This is a genomic window from Pseudomonas sp. PDM25 (genome assembly GCF_019219045.1).
In the GTDB taxonomy this organism is placed as follows: Bacteria; Pseudomonadota; Gammaproteobacteria; order Pseudomonadales; family Pseudomonadaceae; genus Aquipseudomonas.
Map to the genome: position 1 here is coordinate 59,490 of NZ_JAHUWL010000021.1, position 16,273 is coordinate 75,762.

Annotated in this window: 19 protein-coding genes and 1 pseudogene; 13 read left to right on the forward strand and 7 right to left on the reverse strand. The window is 59.6% G+C overall.

Going from position 1 to position 16,273, the window contains the following annotated elements; translation table 11 throughout:
- The first annotated feature begins 109 nt into the window (after positions 1-109).
- On the forward strand, positions 110-718 hold the full coding sequence (locus KW848_RS28380; RefSeq protein ID WP_218538778.1) for a TetR/AcrR family transcriptional regulator: 609 nt from the start codon (positions 110-112) through the stop codon (positions 716-718).
- Between the two features lie 139 nt (positions 719-857).
- Positions 858-1,400: a DUF1003 domain-containing protein gene (locus KW848_RS28385; protein ID WP_218538779.1), complete on the forward strand. Its 543-nt coding sequence runs from the start codon at positions 858-860 to the stop codon at positions 1,398-1,400.
- A 7-nt stretch (positions 1,401-1,407) separates the two neighbouring features.
- Here the strand turns inward: KW848_RS28385 and KW848_RS28390 are convergent, their stop codons facing one another.
- Positions 1,408-2,349, reverse strand: a complete 942-nt coding sequence (locus KW848_RS28390; RefSeq protein WP_111451513.1) for a LysR family transcriptional regulator — start codon at positions 2,347-2,349, stop codon at positions 1,408-1,410.
- A gap of 15 nt (positions 2,350-2,364) precedes the next feature.
- Here KW848_RS28390 and KW848_RS28395 point away from each other — a divergent pair, with 15 nt between their 5' ends.
- Both KW848_RS28395 and KW848_RS28400 read left to right on the forward strand, forming a co-directional pair.
- Positions 2,365-3,072: a CTP synthase gene (locus tag KW848_RS28395; RefSeq protein ID WP_218538780.1), complete on the forward strand. Its 708-nt coding sequence runs from the start codon at positions 2,365-2,367 to the stop codon at positions 3,070-3,072.
- Entirely contained in the window at positions 3,069-3,392 is a 324-nt protein-coding gene (locus KW848_RS28400) for an antibiotic biosynthesis monooxygenase (RefSeq protein ID WP_218538781.1), read from the forward strand. Before KW848_RS28395 ends, KW848_RS28400 begins: the two co-directional genes overlap by 4 nt.
- 126 nt (positions 3,393-3,518) lie before the next feature.
- Here the strand turns inward: KW848_RS28400 and KW848_RS28405 are convergent, their stop codons facing one another.
- Positions 3,519-3,845 (reverse strand): DUF2025 family protein, encoded by a 327-nt coding sequence (locus tag KW848_RS28405; RefSeq protein WP_056741447.1) that lies wholly within the window; start codon positions 3,843-3,845, stop codon positions 3,519-3,521.
- Between the two features lie 234 nt (positions 3,846-4,079).
- On the opposite strand from KW848_RS28405, the gene KW848_RS28410 reads away from it, so the two are divergent.
- The 7 genes from KW848_RS28410 (at position 4,080) to KW848_RS28440 (ending at position 11,756) form a co-directional block, all read left to right on the forward strand.
- Positions 4,080-5,207, forward strand: coding sequence for a glycerophosphodiester phosphodiesterase (locus KW848_RS28410; RefSeq protein WP_218538782.1), 1,128 nt, complete (start codon positions 4,080-4,082; stop codon positions 5,205-5,207).
- A gap of 109 nt (positions 5,208-5,316) precedes the next feature.
- On the forward strand, positions 5,317-5,622 hold the full coding sequence (locus tag KW848_RS28415) for a PepSY domain-containing protein (RefSeq protein ID WP_046045471.1): 306 nt from the start codon (positions 5,317-5,319) through the stop codon (positions 5,620-5,622).
- A gap of 134 nt (positions 5,623-5,756) precedes the next feature.
- A complete protein-coding gene (locus KW848_RS28420; RefSeq protein WP_218538783.1) occupies positions 5,757-6,935 on the forward strand; it encodes a GAF domain-containing sensor histidine kinase in 1,179 nt (392 codons plus the stop codon).
- A gap of 170 nt (positions 6,936-7,105) precedes the next feature.
- A complete protein-coding gene (locus KW848_RS28425; RefSeq protein WP_218538784.1) occupies positions 7,106-8,128 on the forward strand; it encodes a transporter in 1,023 nt (340 codons plus the stop codon).
- 245 nt (positions 8,129-8,373) lie between these two features.
- Complete coding sequence (locus KW848_RS28430) at positions 8,374-9,987, forward strand: inorganic phosphate transporter (RefSeq protein WP_218538785.1); 1,614 nt, start codon at positions 8,374-8,376, stop codon at positions 9,985-9,987.
- 183 nt (positions 9,988-10,170) lie between these two features.
- The gene (locus KW848_RS28435; protein ID WP_218538786.1) at positions 10,171-11,037 is read left to right on the forward strand and encodes a hypothetical protein; all 867 of its coding nucleotides are present in this window, start codon (positions 10,171-10,173) and stop codon (positions 11,035-11,037) included.
- A complete protein-coding gene (locus tag KW848_RS28440; protein ID WP_007898747.1) occupies positions 11,034-11,756 on the forward strand; it encodes a TylF/MycF/NovP-related O-methyltransferase in 723 nt (240 codons plus the stop codon). The genes KW848_RS28435 and KW848_RS28440 overlap by 4 nt, the downstream gene beginning before the upstream one ends.
- Positions 11,757-11,841: 85 nt before the next feature.
- Here the strand turns inward: KW848_RS28440 and KW848_RS28445 are convergent.
- Positions 11,842-11,934: pseudogene (locus KW848_RS28445) on the reverse strand (LysR family transcriptional regulator); the annotation flags it as partial.
- 107 nt (positions 11,935-12,041) lie between these two features.
- Positions 12,042-12,479 (reverse strand): multidrug/biocide efflux PACE transporter, encoded by a 438-nt coding sequence (locus tag KW848_RS28450; RefSeq protein WP_218538787.1) that lies wholly within the window; start codon positions 12,477-12,479, stop codon positions 12,042-12,044.
- 90 nt (positions 12,480-12,569) lie between these two features.
- Here KW848_RS28450 and KW848_RS28455 point away from each other — a divergent pair, with 90 nt between their 5' ends.
- Positions 12,570-13,424, forward strand: coding sequence for a LysR family transcriptional regulator (locus KW848_RS28455; RefSeq protein WP_218538788.1), 855 nt, complete (start codon positions 12,570-12,572; stop codon positions 13,422-13,424).
- Between the two features lie 93 nt (positions 13,425-13,517).
- Here KW848_RS28455 and KW848_RS28460 read toward each other — a convergent pair whose 3' ends face one another.
- The 3 genes from KW848_RS28460 to KW848_RS28470 form a co-directional block, all read right to left on the reverse strand.
- Positions 13,518-14,753 carry an RNA polymerase sigma factor gene (locus tag KW848_RS28460; protein WP_218538789.1) on the reverse strand — a complete coding sequence of 412 codons (1,236 nt, stop codon included), beginning with the start codon at positions 14,751-14,753 and terminating at the stop codon, positions 13,518-13,520.
- A complete protein-coding gene (locus KW848_RS28465; RefSeq protein ID WP_008151161.1) occupies positions 14,753-15,103 on the reverse strand; it encodes a YciI family protein in 351 nt (116 codons plus the stop codon). Before KW848_RS28465 ends, KW848_RS28460 begins: the two co-directional genes overlap by 1 nt.
- 80 nt (positions 15,104-15,183) lie before the next feature.
- Positions 15,184-15,609, reverse strand: a complete 426-nt coding sequence (locus tag KW848_RS28470) for an SgcJ/EcaC family oxidoreductase (RefSeq protein WP_008151160.1) — start codon at positions 15,607-15,609, stop codon at positions 15,184-15,186.
- A 141-nt stretch (positions 15,610-15,750) separates the two neighbouring features.
- On the opposite strand from KW848_RS28470, the gene KW848_RS28475 reads away from it, so the two are divergent.
- A complete protein-coding gene (locus KW848_RS28475; RefSeq protein ID WP_192411105.1) occupies positions 15,751-16,236 on the forward strand; it encodes an N-acetyltransferase in 486 nt (161 codons plus the stop codon).
- Positions 16,237-16,273 lie beyond the last annotated feature (37 nt).

Sequence of the window (16,273 nt, forward strand, 5' to 3'; positions counted from 1 at the left end):
AGGATTAACAAAACATTACACTGCACAGTGTAGTTTCAAGGTTGCATCAAAGCTGATCACAAGTAAACTGCCAAGTGTAGTTCTAACTTTTTCCTGCCAAAGCGTACTTATGACAGCTCCACAGCGCCTCACCGACCGAAAACGCGAAGCCATCATTCAGGCGGCGATTGCCGAATTCCGTGCCAACGGTTTCGACATCACCAGCATGGACAAGATCGCTGCCACCGCCGGCGTGTCGAAGCGCACGGTGTACAACCATTTCCCCAGCAAGGAAGAGTTGTTCGCCGAAATCCTCAATCAATTATGGGCGCGGGTGACGGCTGAACAGGAAACGCCCTACCACCCTGACCTGCCCCTGCGCGACCAGATGCGCCGGATGCTGATGGCGAAAATGCAGATGCTGGGCGATGACAATTTTCTCGACCTGGCGCGAGTGGCCATTGCCGCCACCATCCATTCCCCCGAGCGCGCCCAGAATATGGTGTGCCGAATGGGTGAGCGCGAAGAAGGCCTGACCGTGTGGATCCGCGCCGCTCAGGCCGATGGCCGTTTGAAACCGGTCGCCCCCGAATTCGCCGCACAACAGATTCAGGGAATGCTCAAATCCTTTGCGTTCTGGCCACAGATTTCCATGGGCCTGCCAGGTCTGTCAGCCGAGATGCAGACCACGGTGGTGGAGTCGGCGCTGGACATGTTTCTGGCCTGCTATCAGCTCTAAATCGAGTTGCAATAAATGACAATGTCCGCTGTTTGAGCAGTGATCGGTGGCGATGAAAAAAACACCGTAATGTGTTTCAGAATGAAACTGGCGCTGGGGCTATAGTGAGCCTCAGTCCCAGCGCCATGCAGAGAGCACCATGACCACCACGACTTCCGACACAAAACCCGCCCACCCCCCAGTTGACCACCTGCGCTTTCATCGCCCCCACGCCCACCTGGCGCCTACCTTTGGCAACGACAAGTTTGCCCTGCGTGCCGAGGCCTTTGCGCGGTTCTTCGGCACGCCGACCTTTCTCGGGGCGCAGACGCTGATCGTGGTGGTATGGATTTGCCTCAACCTGTTCGGCGTGGCCCACTTCGATCTCTACCCGTTCATCCTGCTCAACCTCGCCTTCAGCCTTCAAGCGGCTTATGCCGCGCCGCTGATCCTGTTGGCCCAGACCCGCCAGGCAGCACGTGACAAAGCCCAGTCTGAAGCCGATGCGCTGCATCGCGAAGCACTGGCCGTGGCCAACAGTGAGCGCCAGGCGCAAGCGGCGCAGAACACCGCGCAACTGCTGGAGTTGCTGGAGCAAAACACCCGGCTCACCGAAATGACCAAGGCCCTCACCGAACGCATCGAAAGCCTGACCTCAGAAATGCATCAGCACTTCGTGCGCAAGGATCAGCCGAAGGTTTAGCGCTCGATCAAGGCAATCGAAGCGCCCGCCCCAACTCATCGAACAACGTCACCACCGAGCGCAAGGCGCGGCAGTCCGGGCGGGTCAGCAACCAGAGTGCCGTGTCGTAACCATGAAGTGGCTCGCTCAACGGCTGCAGCCCGTCACCGATGAGGAAGTCTGGCAATGCCGCGACACCGAGCCCGGCTCGCACCAGCTCAGTCACCGACAACATGCTGTTGCAGCGATAACCCGGTGTAACGCCGGGCAACTGCTGACGGCGCCACACAACGGTGGGGTGATCGGGGAGGAAGTCGTCCGGGGCAATCCAGGTCAGCGACCCCAAGTCTTCGGAATCGACCGATTTCAGATACGCCTCACTGGCACAGACTCGATAGGACACCTGGGCCAATCGCCGCCCCACCAAGTGCTCGGGCGGTGTGCGGGTCAGGCGCAAGGCGATATCGGCATCCCGGCGGCTGAGGTTGGCGAAGTCGTTGGAGGTACTCAACTCGATGGTCAGCGCCGGGTAGCCGGGCATGAACTTCGCCAACGCCGGCAGCAGCAAGCCTTGCAAGACCGAATCGGTGCAGGTCAGGCGCACCGTGCCGCTGATGACTTCACCGCCCTGCTCCACGCCAATGCGCGCTGCTTCCAGTGCCTGTTCGGCCCGCTCAGCCTGCTCGGCCAGGGTTTGCGCCAAGGTGGTGGGCAAGTAGCCGGCGCGGCTTTTTTCGAACAGTTGCTGGCCCAGCGCGGCTTCCAGTCGGCGCACGGCGCGAAATACGGTCGAGACGTCGACCTTCAACAGCGTAGACGCCCGGGCCAGAGAGCCGCCGCGCACCAGCGCGAGGATCAGGGACAGGTCGGGGTAATCCAGTCGATAGTGCATCGGTGCATTGATCAATTGGGATAACGCCAATATTGAGTGCGTGAACGCCAATCTATAGTGGGTGCCAGGAATCAACAAGCGTGGAGCGCACTCATGGAAACCCGCCCAATTTGCATTGCTCTGATCGGCGATTACGACCCGCACGTCACCGCTCACCAGGCCATTCCCGTCGCCCTCGGCATGGCCGCTGAACAGGCGAATACCGACGTGCAGTTCCAGTGGTTGGCCACCGACCGCATCAGCGCCGATGCGCCATTGGCTGATTTCGACGGTTTCTGGTGCGTGCCTGCCAGCCCTTACCGCGATAGGGACGGTGCGTTGCGGGCGATTCGTTTTGCCCGTGAACAGCAACGGCCATTCCTGGGTACCTGCGGCGGTTTTCAACACGCCGTACTCGAATACGCCCGAAATGTTCTGGGCTGGGACGATGCTGAACATGGCGAGACATCACCCAAGGCAACGCGAGCGCTGCTCACGCCACTGACCTGTTCGCTGGTGGAAGCCGTCGACAGCATTCATCTGGTTGAAGGCTCGTTGATCGCCGAGGCGTACGAAAGCGCTGAGATTGTCGAAGGCTATCGCTGTCGCTACGGCGTTAATCCAGCGTTCGAACGTGAGTTGTTGAGCCAACAGTTGTGCGCTGTTGGCCACGATGTTTCAGGTGACTTACGGGCGGTGGAACTCAAAGGGCATCCGTTCTTCGTCGCAACGCTGTTCCAACCTGAACGCGCAGCACTCAAGAGCAAGCTGCCGCCGCTGGTCCGTGCGTTGATCGCAGCCTGCAAGGGGCAGAAGTCATGATCGCCAACACTGCGCCAGCGCCATACTACGCGGTGATTTTTACCTCCCTGCGCACCGACGGTGATCACGGTTACGAGCAGGCCGCCAAGCGCATGGTCGAACTGGCCCGTGAGCAACCCGGTTTCCTGGGGGTGGAATCGGCTCGGGGTGAAGACGGGCTCGGGATTACGGTGTCCTACTGGGCCAGCGAAGCGGCGATTCTGGCGTGGAAACATCATCCCGAGCACAGTGAGATTCGCGAGCGCGGGCGGTCGACCTGGTATTCGTCTTGTCATACGCGGGTGTGCAAGGTTGAGCGGGCGTATGCGTTCAACCAGTAAATGATGCGGCGCTCTTCCGGCCGTCTTCGCGAGCAAGCCCGCTCCCACATTTGATCTGTGCATCAACACAAATCCAATGTGGGAGCGGGCTTGCTCGCGAAGAGGCCCGCACATTCACCGCAAAACTCAGCCCTGCACCAAACTGCGAACCGCCGAAATCTCCGGCACTTCCCGCCGATTCATGTACACCCGCAACGGCTCGGTGATGTTGATCCGGTCATCGATGTTCTGATCCAGCAACAACTGAATCAACTCACGCTTGAGCGTCATGGCCTGCGCGGAACCTGGGGCCCAGACGAATTCGCTGGTGGGAATAATGCCGTCGTCAGCCACGTCCATGCCGAAAGAGTCTTCGCTGAATCGAACAATGTACTGGCCGGTCTTGCGATTGAGGCCGACGAAGCCTTTGAGTTGGTCGGCGGCCTGGCAGATGAGCTCGGAAGTGATGCGCATGATAAACCTCACAGAAGGTCGCAAAGGACCGGTGATCGATGGTTTACACGCAGGGCAAACGAATGGGCGTTCCCTCTGCCGGGGTAACTGCCGGGGCCAAGAGTACTGCAAAGAAGCGCACAAAAGCGTTGAAATAATCTGCTTTAAATACGTTTATGTCGGTCCGGCGATAGCGCAAGCGGCGCTCAGTTGTTAAAAGATACGTCTTTGAAAATCTGCGAAAGGACCTCGACCATGCCTGTTACCTTCACCAAGAGCGCCCTGTTGCTGAGTCTGATGCTGGGCCTCGGCCAGGCACAGGCTGCCAGTGAGCCAAGCCCCACCGCATTGGCCACCCGCGCGGGCATCCCGCATCCGGCCGTGATCGCTCACCGTGGCGCGTCCTTCGATGCCCCGGAATCCACCGCCGCCGCCTACAAACTGGCCCGCGATCTGGGCGCCGATTACCTGGAACTGGACGTGCAACGCAGCAAGGATGGCGTGCTGTTCGCCCTGCACGACAACAACCTGCAACGCACCACCGACGTCGCCAGTAAATTCCCTGAGCGCAAGGACAGCCCGGCCAACGAGTTCACCATTGCCGAGCTGAAAACCCTCGATGCCGGCAGCTGGTTCAACGCGGCCTACCCGGATCGCGCGCGTCCTTCGTACGTCGGTCTGAAAATCCTGACCCTGGACGAAATCATCGACATTGCCCAAGGCAATCCGCTGCACAAGCCCGGTCTGTACATCGAAACCAAAGAGCCGAAGCAGTTTCCCGGGATCGAGCGCGATCTCAAGGAAAAACTCCAGGATCGCGGCTGGTTGAGCCCGGCGGGTTCGAAACTGGCGAAGAGCGATCTGGCGGTTGGCCAGGGCAAAGGTAAAGTCGTGCTGCAAACCTTCGAGAAGAGCAGCCTCGAACTGCTCGAGAAGGAAATGCCGAAAGTACCGAAAATCCTCCTGCTGTGGGTCGGCGAAGGCAGCATCGAGCCAAAATCCAAGGTGACGTTTGCCGAGTCCGGCGACAAGGACAAAGCCACTTACTACGCCAAACAGCAACCGAAAGACAAAGCCGAATTCCAGCAATGGGTCGAGTACGCCAAAGCCCAGGGCGCGATCGGCACCGGCCCATCTGCGGCGCTGACCAAGGGTGGCGATCAGAGTTACTCGGACCTGGTGCAACCCTGGATGAACCAGTACACCCACGATCAGGGCTTGTTGGTGCACGTTTACACCGTCGACGATGCCGTGGATTACCAGAAAGTCATGGACGCCGGCGTCGACGGTATCTTCACCAACCGCGCCAGCGAGTTGCTCAAGTTCTACAAACGTCCGGCGGCGGCCAGTGTTGCTCAATTGCTGCAGAACAACGGTTACTGATGAACATGTGAATGATCTATACCCAGTCGCGTTCGGGGAATTAAGGGTGGATTAAGTTGCGCCGGATAACCTGATCCCACTTAAACGGATCACCCAAGGAAAGAACTTCATGAAAACCCTGACTGCCCTGTTCACTGCCGCTGCCCTGACGCTCACCGCTGGCCTGGCCCAGGCTGATGTGCGCGTCGACCAGATCCCTGAGCTGGTCAAAAGCGGCAAGATCAAGCCATTGGAAGAAATGAACCAGGCGGCGCTGAAGTTGCATCCCGGTGCGACCATCACCGACACGGATCTGGACAACCATTTCAATGGCTACGAGTACGAAGTCGAACTGCGCACCGCCGATGGCAAAGAATTTGATGTGGATTTCGATGCCACCACCGGCAAAGTACTGAGCAACAAACAAGACACCTGATGCACAAACACCAAGCCGCACGATCTTCGGATCGCGCGGCTTTTTTGCACGTCAAATTCAGGCAATCAAGTCGCGCCAACACGGCGTCAGCCCGCTAGAATCCCAACACACTTTTCATGCAGGGATAGTTTGAAATGGGGCAAGCAGCGGCAGCAGACATCGCCACGATCGGTCGGATCAGGGCGGTGCCGGCGATTCTTCAAGTGGTCCGTGAACTGACGGGCCTGCGCTTCGTCGCCGTGGCCCGGGTCACCGAAGACTCGTGGACGGCGTGTGCGGTGCTCGACCAACTGAATTTCGGTTTACAGGTCGGCGGGGAGCTGGATCTTGCCACGACCCTGTGCCACGAAATTCGCCAGGCACATCATTCGGTGGTCATCGACAAGGCCAGTGAAGACCCGCTTTACCGCGATCACCACACCCCTCGCCTCTATCAGTTCGAAAGCTACATCGCCGTGCCGATTTTCCGCACCGACGGACGCTTTTTCGGCACCATCTGCGCCCTTGACCCCAACCCTGCGCCGCTCAAATCCAGCACGATCCAGAGCACCATGGAATCCTTCGCCCGAATGCTGGCGTTGCAGATCGAAGCCGAAGAAAACCTGCAAAAGACCGAAGCCGCGCTGAAGCAGGAACGGGAAACCGCCGAACTGCGCGAACAGTTCATCGCCGTGCTCGGGCATGATCTGCGCAACCCTTTGTTCGCCATCAGCGCCAGCGCCGAAATGCTCCTGCGCAAACTACCCGATGCGGCAAATCTGCAGCGGGCCCGGAACATCCTCACCAGCGCCCGTCGTGCGACCAAACTGGTCGATGACGTTCTGGATTTCGCTCGCGGCGCTTTGGGCCATGGCATTCCCGTGAACATCGAGCCGTGCCCGGATCTTGAAGATGCCTTGCGGCACGTGATTTCAGAGGTTCAGAACATCCATCCCGACCGCACCATTGCATCGTCCATCGGCGACCTGCGCAGCGTTCATTGCGATCGCGAGCGGGTCGCGCAGTTACTCTCCAATCTGGTGACGAACGCAGTTGCTCATGGCGATCCCGACGGCCCGATCGACATCAGCGCGCAAATCAATAAAGGACAGTTCGTGCTGAGCGTGAAAAATCAGGGGCTGATTGCCGAGGATGCGCTGCCCCATCTGTTCCGGCCCTACTCGCGACCGGCCAGCGGAACACCGCGGACCGGCCTCGGGTTGGGGTTGTACATTGCCAGTCAGATTGCGCAGTCCCATGGTGGAAAACTGGATGTGGTCTCGACCGCGCAACAGGGCACGACGTTTACCTTCAGTCTTCCAACACGGAGTTAAGCGCTCGTACTGACCAAGGACCCGGAAGTACCGCCCCCCTCATCCTGCAACGCCTGCAACAACGCCGCCGTCGCGGACAACCGTCACAAAACCGTCAAAAATCCTTGCGATGATGCGGCTCAAGTGAACCTGTGAAACCCGCAACAGGCGCCTCCTCACAGTGAGATCCCATGAACAACAGCATCGACCAAAGTCATCGCGACACGGACCTGTTCGGTCTGCTGTACGGTTTCAGTTTTCGCCCCGGCGAGCGCGGCCGCGAGCTCGATTCGGCCAAGGCCTTGCAGTGCCTGCAACAACCCGGCGACAACGACGAATTTCTCTGGCTGCACCTCAACCTGGCCCACGCCGCATGCGAGCGCTGGATGAAAAGCCATCTGCAATTGCCCGACGAGTTTTTCGAAGCGCTGCATGAAGGTTCGCGTTCGACGCGTATCGAGCATGTGGATTCAGCGTTGCTGGCGGTGGTCAACGACGTGGTGTTCAACCTCAGCAGCATGGTTTCTTCAGATGTTTCGACGCTGTGGGTCTGCGCCCGCAGTCGGCTGATCGTCAGCGCACGCCTGCAACCGCTGCACTCGGTGGACAAGCTGCGCTCGTCGGTGAAGGCCGGTGAGTGCTTTCGCTCGCCGCTGGAATTGCTGGTGCATCTGCTGCGCGATCAGGGTGAAGTGCTGACCCAGATCGTGCGCAAGACCAGCCTCAGTGTCGATCAGATCGAAGATGAGTTGCTGTCTTCGCGGCTGTCGACCAACCGGGCTGAGCTGGGTGCCAACCGACGGGTGCTGGTGCGCCTGCAACGTTTGTTGGCGCTGGAACCGGGCTCGTTGCTGCGCCTGCTCAATCGCCCGCCACAGTGGTTGCAAAAGGAAGACGTCAAGGAGCTGCGCAAGTCCACCGAGGAGTTCGCGCTGATCATCAACGACCTCACGGCGCTGGGCGAACGGATCAAGTTGTTGCAGGAAGAAATCGCCGCCAACCTCAACGAGCAGAGCAACCGCACGCTGTTCACCCTGACCGTGGTCACGGTGCTGGCGTTGCCGATCAACATCATCGCCGGGTTCTTTGGCATGAACGTCGGTGGCGTGCCGCTTTCCGGCGACCCGGAAGGGTTCTGGATTCTGGTGGCGTTGGTCGCGACGTTTACCGTGATCGCCGGGCGTTGGGCGTTTCGTAAGCGCCAGGATTATTGACTGCGACTTACATCCCTTCGCGAGCAAGCCCGCTCCCACACTAGATCGCTGCCGGGCACAAAATCTGCGTACACCTGTGGGAGCGGGCTTGCTCGCGAAGACGGCAGCACAGTCACCACCCAAGTCCGAAACTGATCAGATCAACGGATACACAAATAGCCCCAAACACTGACCCAGCGCAGCCTCTTTGTAACACTCAGCAACGATCATGAGCGACATTCCTTCTCTTCTCAGGATTGTCCGTCATGGCGACTCCTTCCTTCACCGCCGCCCAGGCGCCCGCCAGTAGCGCCAAACCGCAACTCGATAAAAAGCCCAGCCTGCTGACCATCGTGATTTTCTTCGCGGTGCTGGGCAGCGGTTTGTTGTTCACCGCCTACAGCCTGATGCACGACATGAACGAACTCGGCACCGTGGTGACCACCTGGACGCCGTTTCTGCTGTTGGGCGTGGCGCTGCTGATTGCCCTCGGCTTTGAATTCGTCAACGGTTTCCACGACACCGCCAACGCCGTGGCGACGGTGATTTACACCAACTCCTTGCCGCCTAATTTCGCGGTGGCCTGGTCCGGGTTCTTCAACTTCCTCGGGGTGCTGCTGTCCAGCGGCGCGGTGGCGTTCGGCATCATCGCCCTGCTGCCGGTGGAGCTGATTCTGCAAGTCGGTTCCTCCGCCGGTTTCGCGATGATCTTCGCCCTGTTGATCGCCGCGATCCTGTGGAACCTCGGCACCTGGTGGCTGGGCTTGCCGGCGTCTTCGTCGCACACCCTGATCGGCTCGATCATCGGCGTCGGCGTGGCCAATGCCCTGATGCACGGCCGCGACGGCACCAGCGGTGTGGACTGGGCCCAGGCAACCAAAGTCGGTTATGCGCTGTTGCTGTCGCCGCTGATCGGCTTCGCGTTTGCCGCGCTGTTGCTGTTGGCCTTGCGGGCGTTCGTCAAGAATCGTGCGCTGTATAAAGCACCGAAGGGCGACACTCCGCCACCGTGGTGGATTCGCGGCATGTTGATCCTGACGTGCACCGGCGTGTCCTTCGCCCACGGTTCCAACGATGGCCAGAAAGGCATGGGCCTGATCATGCTGATTCTGGTCGGCACGCTGCCGATGGCTTACGCGCTGAACCGCACCATGCCGGCGGACCAGGCGCTGCAGTTTGCCGCCGTGGCCGAAGTCACCCAGCAAGCGCTGGTCAAAAGTGCGCCGCTGCCAGCGCCTGCCGATCCTCGCGCGGTGCTGTCCGACTACATGCGCAGCAAGGAAGCCTCACCACAACTGATCCCCGCCCTCGCCGCGTTGACCGGCACTATCGGGAACGAAGTGAAAGGCTACGGCTCGCTCGCAAAGGTCCCGGCCGAGGCCATGGGCAACGTGCGTAACGACATGTACCTGACCAGCGAAACCATTCGCCTGATGGACAAGAACAAGGTCGGCAACTTCGACGCCGACACCAACGGCAAGCTGCAACTGTTCAAGCAGCAGATCGACAACGCCACGCGGTTCATTCCGCTGTGGGTGAAAATCGCGGTGGCCATCGCTCTGGGGCTGGGCACCATGGTCGGCTGGAAACGTATCGTGGTGACGGTTGGCGAGAAGATCGGCAAGACCCACCTGACGTATGCGCAAGGCGCCTCGGCGGAAACCGTCGCGATGCTGACCATCGGCGCGGCGGACATGTTCGGCCTGCCAGTGTCGACCACTCACGTGCTGTCTTCGGGGGTGGCCGGGACCATGGTCGCCAACGGCGGCGGCTTGCAGATGAAGACCATCCGCAACCTGCTGATGGCCTGGGTGCTGACCTTGCCGGCGGCGATTCTGTTGTCGGGCAGTTTGTATTGGCTGTTCACCCAATTGTTCTGATCTGATCAATGTTTTAGCTGTCCCGGCTCGTTCCTGAGCCGGGATTTTTTTTGTCCGGAAAACGTATTTCGTCGCAAATTCAGGGGTTTGCGTTTTTATTGATCCACCACCCGCCGGATTGCACTTCAGTTTGCTAACGTGTGGCCGACTCTTAAGAGACTCGATGTATTCAGGAGTGGAAACGTGAATCTGTATATCAATCAGCTTCAGCAGAAAGCTGACTTCAAAGAAGCCATCTACGCCGGCGACATCTTCCTGAACACTCAACTGCGCGCCGCCAAAGAGCTGTGTGCGTTCGCCCAGGAAAGCATCACCGCCGCCTTCGACGGCGAGACCAACCACCAGGCCCTGCACACGCTGATGCCGGTGGAAGAGTTCGTGGTACTGGTGACGCGCCTCAAGGGCCAGTTCACCAATAGCCAGCGCGCCAAGGACCTGATCCTGTCGTTTATCGACGAGATCGGTGTCGACCCGCGCGAATACATTTTCGACGTGCCGCGTATTCGCGTGGTTCCAAACTATGACTACCTGCACGCCGGTGTCAGCTATGCCTACAAACCGCATCGCGACACGTGGTACGGCAGTGTCGATTGCCAGATCAACACCTGGATGCCGGTGCACACCATCAGCCCCGACCAGACCATGATGATCAACGCCGGCTACTTCGACGTGCCAGTGAAGAACACCTCCAGCGAATGGAGCCTCAACGACTGGATCAACAACCAGCGGCACAAGGCCAAGGACAACCTCAAAGAGGAAGTCCGCGTGCACCCGGTGCCACTGGAAGCGATCAACACCGCGTCTGAAGTGCGCATCGCCGGCAACACCGGCGAGATGCTGATTTTCTCCGGCTCGCACCTGCACGGCACGGTCGCCAACCATACAGATCAAACCCGCTTCAGCGTGGATTTCCGCCTGATGCACCTCGACGACCTCAAGCACAAGCGTGGCGCGATCAACGTCGACAGCGCCTGCCCTGACGTCGGCGCCGGTTTCAAAGACTATTTCCACGCCCACGACTTTTCGAATTTCCAAGGAATCCAGCAATGACCAAGCGTCGCATCACGCCTGCCGAGGCCCAGTACAACGAAACCCGTGCCAACGTTCTGAAACGTGTCGATGCCGAGTACGTGGCCGACGCGCCGTTCGTCTTCGCCAACCGCATCGGCGTGACCGCTGCGCTGTCGCGCATGGAGCTGTTCAAGAAAGTCGCCGAAATACCGGGCGCGATCATCGAGTGCGGCGTGTACAAGGGCAATTCGCTGATGCTCTACATGCACCTGTCGATGATTCTCGAGCCGTACGCAATCAACCGTTCGATCATTGGCTTCGACACCTTCGAAGGTTTCCAGAGCATCGACAAAAAAGAAGACCCGGCCGACGTCAACGAGACCATGTTCTCCGACACCGATCAGTCGCTGATTCAGGACATGATCGACGCCAACGACCTGCTGCGCCCGGTCAACCGCATCCCGCGATGCGAGCTGGTCAAAGGCGACATCGTCAAGACCGTGCCTGAGTGGGTCCAGACCCGTCCGGACCTGGTCGTGGCCATGCTGATCCTCGACACCGACCTGTACGAGTCGACCAAAGTCGCCCTGGAAACCTTCCTGCCATACATGCCAAAAGGCGCGATCGTGGTGCTCGACGAAGTCGCTTACCGCAACTTCCCGGGCGAAACCAAGGCCCTGCGCGAAGTACTCGACCTGAACAAGATCGAGCTCAAGCGTTTGCCGTTTGACAGCTGCGTAGGCTACTTCCACGTTTAACCATCAACATGAAAGCTGACACAAAACCCTGTGGGAGATTCTATGGTTGAGCCACAGCCCGCTCCCACAGGTTATGTATTATTTTTCAAGTGGTGGACTGGATCACTTGCCCGAGCCAATCCATGAACGTTCTCACCCGCAACGGCAAATGCCGTTGCGGGGCGTAGAGCAGCGATACCATCCACGGATGGCGCATTGGGGCGCCGGGCAGTCAGTGGATCAACGGGCAACGCGTGGAAGCATCGGGTGGGATGTTTTTGTAAACGCCATCAAGATCTTTTGCTTTCAAGCTTCGTAAGACTGACGCATGACAAACCGCTCGCGCACCACGTCATACACCCAGTGGTAGACGTAGGTGTACGGCAGGAAAAACAGCAGCACGCCGATATCCAGCAGGAACGCTTGCCATAGGCTGACCTTCAGCCACCAGGCAATCAACGGCACGCCAAGGGCGACCAGTCCGCCTTCGAACAACAGCGCATGGACAACACGTACCCACGCGTTGCGCACGAGGTTGTAGTGTTTGAGCGCACGGTCGAACACTCCGTTGAAGACCACGTTCCAGGCCAGGGCAAGTGCCGCGATAGCCATGGTCACGACGCCCATGTCGAGCATCGGTTTGTCCATGATCCATGCCAGCAACGGGGTACAGATCAGGATGGCCAACAATTCGAAACCAATGGCCTGGAAAATACGTTCAGTGATGGATTTGTTGGCGCTCATGGCCAGACTCCTCTGAGTGACTGTGGTTGCCATGATCCTTCTTCACACCGATACTTCATAACCAATAACCATCGATCAAGGCGATAGTTCATGGCCTCTCAAGAAGTGTTGCAGGCCTTCGTTCAGGCCGCGACTCAAGGCTCGTTTTCCGCCGCGGCGCGCAAACTGGGCCGCAGTCAGTCGACCATCAGCGCCGCCGTGGCCAGCCTTGAAATCGACTTGAACCTGACGCTGTTCGACCGCAGCAGCCGCAAACCGAGCCTGACCCCGGCCGGGCACGTGATGCTGCAACGGGCCGAGGACATTCTGGCCGCCACCAGCCGACTGGAAATGACCGCCAGCCAACTGTCCCAAGGCGTCGAGCCGAAGCTGACCGTGGCGATTTCCGACACGTATCAGTCCGACCGCTTCGAAGCGGCGCTCAGCGCCTTCGAGCAGCGTTATCCGGACCTGGAACTTGAATGCCTGATCGCCGAGTGCGACGACCTGATGGCCTTGGTGCAACGGGGTCGGGCGCAGGTAGCCTTCGCCGAAAAACAAGACAGTTACCCGCCGGACCTGGTCAGTTCGACCGTGGAAGAACGGACCGAGATTGCCCTGTTCGTGTCCCGCAAGCATCCGTTGGCGGCGCTGAGCCACATCGATCAGGACGTGTTGCAACAACACCGGGAGCTGCGTCTGGCGACGATCGTCAATCCGTATGAAAGCCGTGCGAAGGGGCGCGTCTGGTCGGCGCCGAGTTATCTGATGCTGCTGGAAATGGCTCAGGGCGGATTCGGTTGGGCGCCGTTGCCCCGGTGGCTGGTGGAGCGGTTTGGGCCAGGGACGTTGCAGGAACTGGACGTGCGCGGCTGGCCGAAACCGGTGTTCGTCGATGCACTGTGGTCGCGGCTGCATCCGCCAGGGCCGGCGGGGAGTTGGTTACTCGGCAAGATGCTGGAATAGTGGTGCAGCCATTCGCGAGCAAGCCCGCTCCCACAGGATTTGCGCTAAACCTGTGGGAGCGGGCTTGCTCGCGAAGAGGCCCGCAAGATCACATCACTTCAGCTCCTGCAACCGGGCCTCGATAAACCGTCGTTCCGGCACTTGCTGCGTCAACTCCAACGCCCGCTCATAAGCCGCCCGCGCCTCATCAACCCTTCCCAACTGCCGACAAAACTCCGCCCGCGCCGCGTGTGCCAAGTGGTAATCCAGCAAATCACCGCGCGCCAGAATCCCTTCGATCAACGTCAACCCCGCCAACGGCCCATCCCGTTTGGAGATCGCCGCCGCACGGTTCAATTCGATCACTGGCGAAGGCGCCGCCCGCAACAGCACGTCATACAGACCCACAATCTCCAGCCAGTCCGTTTCCGCCGCCGTGGGCGCTTCGGCATGCGACGCCGCAATCGCCGCTTGCAGGCAGTAAGGCCCGAAGCGCCGGGTTGTCAGTGCACGCTCCACCAGTGCGCAACCTTCAGCAATCATCCCGGCGTCCCACAACGAACGGTCCTGCTCATCCAGCACAATCAACTCCCCGCTCGCCGATGTCCGGGCCGGGCGTCGGGACTCGTGCAGCAGCATCAGCGCCAGCAGCCCCATCACTTCGGGTTCGGGCAGCAGTTCCATCAACAAACGAGCGAGCCGAATCGCCTCGCGGGTCAAATCCTCACGGGTCAGTTCCGCGCCCATGGAAGCGGAATAGCCTTCGTTGAACACCAGGTAAATCACCCGCAGCACACTGTCCAGGCGCTCGGGCAATTCCGCCAGGGTCGGCACTTGATACGGAATTTTTGCATCACGGATTTTCGCCTTGGCGCGCACGATGCGCTGGGCGATGGTCGCTGGCGCCGACAGAAAAGCCCGGGCGATTTCTTCCGTGGTCAGGTCGCAGACTTCGCGCAGCGTCAACGGCACCTGGGCGTCCGCCGCGAGTGCCGGGTGACAACAGGTGAAGATCAGGCGCAAGCGATCGTCTTCCACGTCTTCGTCACTCCAGTCGGCCTGCTCCAGCGCCTCCAGTTGAGCGATCAGCATCGGTTGCGACGCGATGAAGCGTGCGCGCCGACGCAACACATCAATGGCCTTGAAACGCCCGGTGGACACGAGCCAGGTACGCGGATTGTCCGGCACACCGTCACGCTGCCAGCGCTCGACCGCGACGAAAAACGCCTCGTGCAAGGCTTCTTCGGCAAGATCGAAATCGCCGAGCAAACGGATCAGGGTCGCCAGAATCCGCCGTGAGTCTTCGCGGTAAACCTGCTCGACCCGCGCTCGTACCGACTCAGCCGACATCAGGCGCCGGGGTTCAACTGACGAACGGGACGCACCTCGACACAGCCAACCCGGGCCGCCGGGATGTTGCCGGCGACCTGGATGGCTTCATTGAGGTCCTTGGCATCGATCAGGTAGAAGCCGGCCAATTGCTCCTTGGTTTCGGCGAACGGGCCGTCGGTGATCGACATTTTCCCGTTGCGCATCCGCACCGTGGTCGCGGTCTGCACCGATTCCAGCGCCTCGGCGGCGACCATTCGGCCGCTGCCCTGGATCGCCTCGGCGTAAGCCATGCATTCAGCGTCATTCGGGCTTTCGGGCAGCGAGTGCAACTCGTGCTCGTTGCTGTAGACCAGGCATAAATACTTCATGGGGCTCTCCTGAATCGAACGGATCAACTATGGCTGCAGATTGACGCTTTCGCGACATTCCCGACGAATCAGCACGGCGCTCAGGGTTCCAGGTTGAACAGCACCGTGCCGCTCATCATGTCGAACGGGGCCGACCAGTGTTCGTGGACGATGCGCCATTGCCCATCGTCGCGCCGATAGCAGGCGGTCACGCGCATCCAGCAGGCCTGGGTTTCGCCCTTCTCGTTGGTGCCGCCGCAATGGGCCAGCCAATGGGCGAAGGCGATGTGCTCGTCCGCCACGATGTTCATATGGTCGAAGTCGAACTTGTGCGCGCCCTGGCACATTTCCATGCATTCCTGCCAATGCGCGCGGTAGGCGGCCTTGCCCCGAAACTGCAGGGCCTTGACCGCGTCGTAGGAGACGATGTCCTCGGCATACAGGGGCATGAGTTTCTCGACATCCTTGGCGATGACCGCCTGACGATAGGTGTCGATCAGGGTCTGGATTTCGTGGGTAGCATTCATGGTGGTTCTCCGTGGTTTTTGTTGTGAAGACACCCTTAGTCGTCTGGCGAAAAGCCAAATCGACAGTCCAAATAAAAATAATCCATGGACGCAAACTCGTTAGAATCCGAAACACATTTATGTTGGAAAAAGGACACTCCAGTGACAGCCCGACTCGTGCCTTACGACAGCCTGAACGCGCTCCAGCGCCAGCAGGTCGAGGCCATTGAAGTTCACAAAGAACAAATCAGGTTCTCCGGCGACATTTACGGTGCGTTGCACACCTTGCTGTCCAAACCCGGCCCCGGCGTCAAAGGATTTGCGCTACTGGTCGAGGATGTTCCCGTGGCCTTTCTGCTGCTCAAGCGCCCGCCCGTATTGCCGGCGTGGGCCAATGAACACAGCGCCACCCTTCACGCACTGCAAGTCGATCATCGGGCTCAGGGCAAAGGCTATGGCAAGGCCTGTCTGCAAGCCCTGCCCGACGTGGCGCGTCAGGCGTTTCCGGAAATAAAGGGGCTGGAGTTGTCGGTGGATGCGGATAACGCATCGGCCATCGCGCTTTATGCAAAATTCGGCTGGGTCGACAGCGGCGAAGCCTACAGGGGCCGGATCGGTTACGAACGGCGCATGGGCCTGTTTTTCTGAGGTGGTTATGCTCAACAGCATTGAAGAACGGGATGCT